Source organism: Bradyrhizobium sp., assembly GCF_019244115.1.
In the GTDB taxonomy this organism is placed as follows: domain Bacteria; phylum Pseudomonadota; class Alphaproteobacteria; order Rhizobiales; family Xanthobacteraceae; genus Bradyrhizobium.
Genome location: NZ_JAFATE010000796.1, coordinates 1 through 3,772 on the forward strand (window position 1 = coordinate 1; position 3,772 = coordinate 3,772).

Sequence of the window (3,772 nt, forward strand, 5' to 3'; positions counted from 1 at the left end):
GATGTTGCAAGACGTCGAAGCCAGAACCATCGCCAAGGTCACGACGCGCCTCGTTCCGTTTCTGGTCGTCTGCTATTTTGTCGCCTATCTCGACCGGGTGAATGTCGGGTTCGCCGCGCTCACCATGAACCAGGATCTCGGCCTGTCGCAGACGGCGTTCGGCTTCGGCGCCGGCATCTTCTTCGTCGCCTATTTCATCTTCGAAGTGCCCTCCAATCTTCTGCTCGAGCGCCTGGGCGCGCGCACATGGATTGCTCGGATCATGCTGAGCTGGGGCATCCTCTCCGGATTGATGGCCTGTCTCCCCTGGATTGCGCGGGTGACCGGGCTCGGCAACGAGAACAGCTTCTACCTCTTGCGGGTCTTGCTCGGTGCCGCCGAGGCCGGCTTCTTCCCGGGAATCATCTTCTATCTGACCCTCTGGTTTCCGGCCGAGTATCGCGCCAGGATCGTCGGCTATTTCATGGCCGCGATTCCGCTCTCCACCGTCATCGGGGCGCCAATTTCAGGACTGCTGCTCTATCTGCATGGCGGCTTCGGGCTGGCGGGCTGGCAATGGCTGTTTCTCATCGAGGCGATACCGGCCATCATCCTGGCTTTCGTCGTGTTCTTCTATTTGACGGACCGCCCGGACGACGCAGCCTGGCTGGCCGCCGACGAGCGGGACTGGCTCAGCCACAGGCTGCTGATCGAGCGGCGCCAGCGCGAGGCGGTGCGGACGTACACGGTGTCAGAGGTCCTGTTCGATCCGCGCGTGATCGCCCTCAGTCTTGTCTATTTCGGCGCGGTCGCGACCAATTACGGCCTGAGCTTCTTTCTGCCGCAGATCGTCAAGGCATTCGGGCTCAACACCTTCCTGACCACCGTGGTGTCTGCGGCGCCCTATCTCGTCGGCGTGATCGGCATGGTCTGGTGGGGCCGGCGCTCGGACCAGGCGGCCGAGCGACGCAATCACGCGGCCATCCCATTGTTCGTGGCATCCGCGGGCATCGTCCTGGCTGCGCTGTTCGATGATCCCGTCCTGAAAATGCTCGCGTTCTGTCTCGCAGGATTCGGCATCTTTGCCTGCCTGCCGGTGTTTTGGACCTTGCCGACCGCTTTCTTGTCCGGTGCGGCCGCCGCAGCCGGCATCGCGGTGATCAATTCCATCGGCAATCTGGCGGGATTCGCCGGCCCGTTCGCGATGGGTTGGCTCAGAGATCATACGGGCAGCTATACAGACGGCCTCCTGCTGCTCGCCGGGCTCGGCATCATCGCGATGGGAATCGTGCTGGGCATTGGCCACGACGATGCGCTCGAGCGCGCGCCATCGGCCCTGCCGGAATGATGGATCGAGGTAAGCGCGCGCCAACAGTGCTCAGATTGCAGCCTGCGAGCTCATCTCGCGCCATATTTCGCGTCGATTTGACATTTCTCCACGCTATCTGCACCGGGTGTTCGAGTCGGTAGAGTTGAGTTTTGGAGAACAGGTACGCAATAGCAGGCTACAGTTCTGCGCCTCCGAGCTTTCGCGCCTGCCCGATCGATCCCTCGCCGAGATTGCTCTCTCGTGCGGGTTCGGTGATATCTCACACTTCAACCATTGCTTCAGAAAGCATTTTGGCGTTTCGCCACGCGAATACAGACGCATTGCGCGATGCCGACCGCTGGAGGATCCTCCGCCTAGCTGTCCTCTGCCGTAAACACCGAGGCCAACTCGTACGATCAGGTCGGCGGCGTCAGGTCGCTCCGGTGACGTCCTTAGCCGTTTTTCCCGTCGTCGAGACTGACGATAACGGCGGCATTGGCGATGATGATGGCATCACCGCCCTGCTCCGCCGGAATTTCGAGGCCGCCCTTGACCGCAGTGACGGTCACGGTGCCATAGGGCAGTTCCTTGGCCACTGCTTGCGTGTCGACGGCGGCTGGGTCCGGCACGCCGATGGTCACATCGACGAACATGTCGTGCGGCGTCTTGCCGAACAACCGAACGAAGCTGAGGCTGCTGTGGCGGATGGCATCCGATACCGCGCGCTTCGGGGCCTTGCTCGCATCCTTGCCATGGACATCGACGCCCATGCCCATTTCGCTGATACAGCGCACGCGTGCCACGGTCCCTACTCCCACTCGATTGCTCAAAGTGACGTTAGCACATCGATTTGCGACGACAAGTCGGTGAGCGACGGTCAAATGCCGATAGCCAGTCCGTCAGTTGCGCGACAGGCGGACGCGAGCGCGAGACTTGTGATCCCACGCAGCGGAATCTCGCTCACGCCCCTGTCGCGCAACGCCGCCAGCGAGGCAGTAGCGGCGGCCTTCCCGCCCCGTTCAGGTATTTATGGCGCCGCTGGTCCATCGTGGGGTCCGGCGCGATCCGCGCCTCCACCAATTGGTTGATTGACTGGCCATCCGATCCACCGGTGGTCCCTCGGTCATGCGCCCGGCTGAGCACATTCCCGCCGGTTATCGTCTCCTGAAAACTCGCAATTGGACGCGGGTTTGACCCGCGAGCTAATCCCACCGCGAAGCACGGCTCCAAATCCGTGATGGCTCCGATCCATCGCCGAATGCTTCGACAGGGAGAAAACTCGTGTCATCTCACGCTCACGCGGGGACCAGCGCGCATGCATCTATCGCTGGAGGCCATGCTGAGGGCGATCGGCGTTCCACTCGCCTTCGCCATCGCCGCCATCATCTGATTCAGCCCGACACAGGACTCGCTATCCCCTCAAGGACACAAGGCGCTTATCCTGTTCGGCGGCATTTTCGTACTCTACTTGACCAAGGCGATACCATTGGCAGTCGCCAGCCTGATGGTCGTGCTCCTCGCGGTCCTGACTGGAACGGGCCAACCTCCGAACGGCTCTCGACGGCTTCTCCGCCTCGCCCGTGTATCTCATCGTCGGTGGCTTCATCCCTCGCGACCGCCATGGTGAAAACCCGGCTTGCGGAGCGCATCACTTATATTACATCATTCTGGCGCAGCTCGGCAGCGCGCCGACGCGGATCAGCCTCGGTGTGCTGGCGTTTGAGCGGTTGCCGCTGTCGGGCGAGATGCAACTGTTGCCGCCCGCGCCGCCTCTGTGGTGGCCTCGCCACTTGCTTCGGCGCGACGACCGTGATGCTGGGGGCTTGTCGAAAAAAAGAAGTCTGGCGATGCCCCCCTGCGGCTGACAGCTCGCCTGAAGGTTGCGTCGGCTGCTTCTGTGAATGCAGGATCGGAAGTGAAACCGACATGCCGCTCAATCGCGCGGTGGGCGGCGCACACAATGCCATTTGACCCGACGGGCAAATCAACTACCATAACTTCAACCAGCATCCCAGGTCGCCGGCTATTGGCGAGCGAGCAATGTCCGCAGGCTTACGATTATCGGCCCGCAGCGGTTGGCGGTTGGACGTCTTACTTGGTAGCGATAGCACCGGATCGATTAGATAATCCTCGAGCCCGCTCATTCTCGTTTCCTCCAACCGGATCGGCTTGATGACGTATTCGGCTGGACCTTCGGCCTCGCCGAATCTCCGTGGGCGCTCGTCCATAAACCTCCGCGAACGCGGCGTTAAAGCGTCGGAGGCTACCGAATCCTGCGAGAACAGCTATTTCCACCATGGGCTTATCGGTTCCATCGATGAGCCGTTTCGCACGCTGAATACGGGCCGTCCGTGCTACCGCGCTCGGACTAGCCTTTAGGTGCCGGGCGAACAGGCGAGCCAGTTGGCGGCGCCCGATGCCGAGGCGCTCGGCAAGTTTTTCGACCGACGTTCCCTCCTCGTCGAGAGCGCCCTCCTCGACAAT

The 3,772-nt window shown here is 61.8% G+C and carries 5 protein-coding genes; 3 read left to right on the forward strand and 2 right to left on the reverse strand.

What is annotated here, in order from left to right; all coding sequences use genetic code 11:
• The first annotated feature begins 1 nt into the window (after nucleotide 1).
• Both JOZ76_RS33705 and JOZ76_RS38470 read left to right on the forward strand, forming a co-directional pair.
• Entirely contained in the window at nucleotides 2-1,327 is a 1,326-nt protein-coding gene (locus JOZ76_RS33705; RefSeq protein WP_291705703.1) for an MFS transporter, read from the forward strand.
• 64 nt (nucleotides 1,328-1,391) lie between these two features.
• Nucleotides 1,392-1,682: a helix-turn-helix domain-containing protein gene (locus tag JOZ76_RS38470; protein WP_366938661.1), complete on the forward strand. Its 291-nt coding sequence runs from the start codon at nucleotides 1,392-1,394 to the stop codon at nucleotides 1,680-1,682.
• A 58-nt stretch (nucleotides 1,683-1,740) separates the two neighbouring features.
• Here the strand turns inward: JOZ76_RS38470 and JOZ76_RS33710 are convergent, their stop codons facing one another.
• Entirely contained in the window at nucleotides 1,741-2,091 is a 351-nt protein-coding gene (locus JOZ76_RS33710) for a Lin0512 family protein (RefSeq protein ID WP_291705704.1), read from the reverse strand.
• A 777-nt stretch (nucleotides 2,092-2,868) separates the two neighbouring features.
• On the opposite strand from JOZ76_RS33710, the gene JOZ76_RS33715 reads away from it, so the two are divergent.
• Nucleotides 2,869-3,153: a hypothetical protein gene (locus JOZ76_RS33715; RefSeq protein WP_291705705.1), complete on the forward strand. Its 285-nt coding sequence runs from the start codon at nucleotides 2,869-2,871 to the stop codon at nucleotides 3,151-3,153.
• Nucleotides 3,154-3,379: 226 nt separating this feature from the next.
• On the opposite strand, the gene JOZ76_RS33720 is transcribed toward JOZ76_RS33715, so the two are convergent.
• On the reverse strand, nucleotides 3,380-3,772 hold the full coding sequence (locus JOZ76_RS33720; RefSeq protein ID WP_291705706.1) for a helix-turn-helix domain-containing protein: 393 nt from the start codon (nucleotides 3,770-3,772) through the stop codon (nucleotides 3,380-3,382).

Bases quoted from the DNA above. Each gene is read 5' to 3' on its own strand.
- JOZ76_RS33705 (WP_291705703.1), top strand. From the start codon at position 2: ATGTTGCAAGACGTCGAAGCCAGAACCATCGCCAAGGTCACGACGCGC.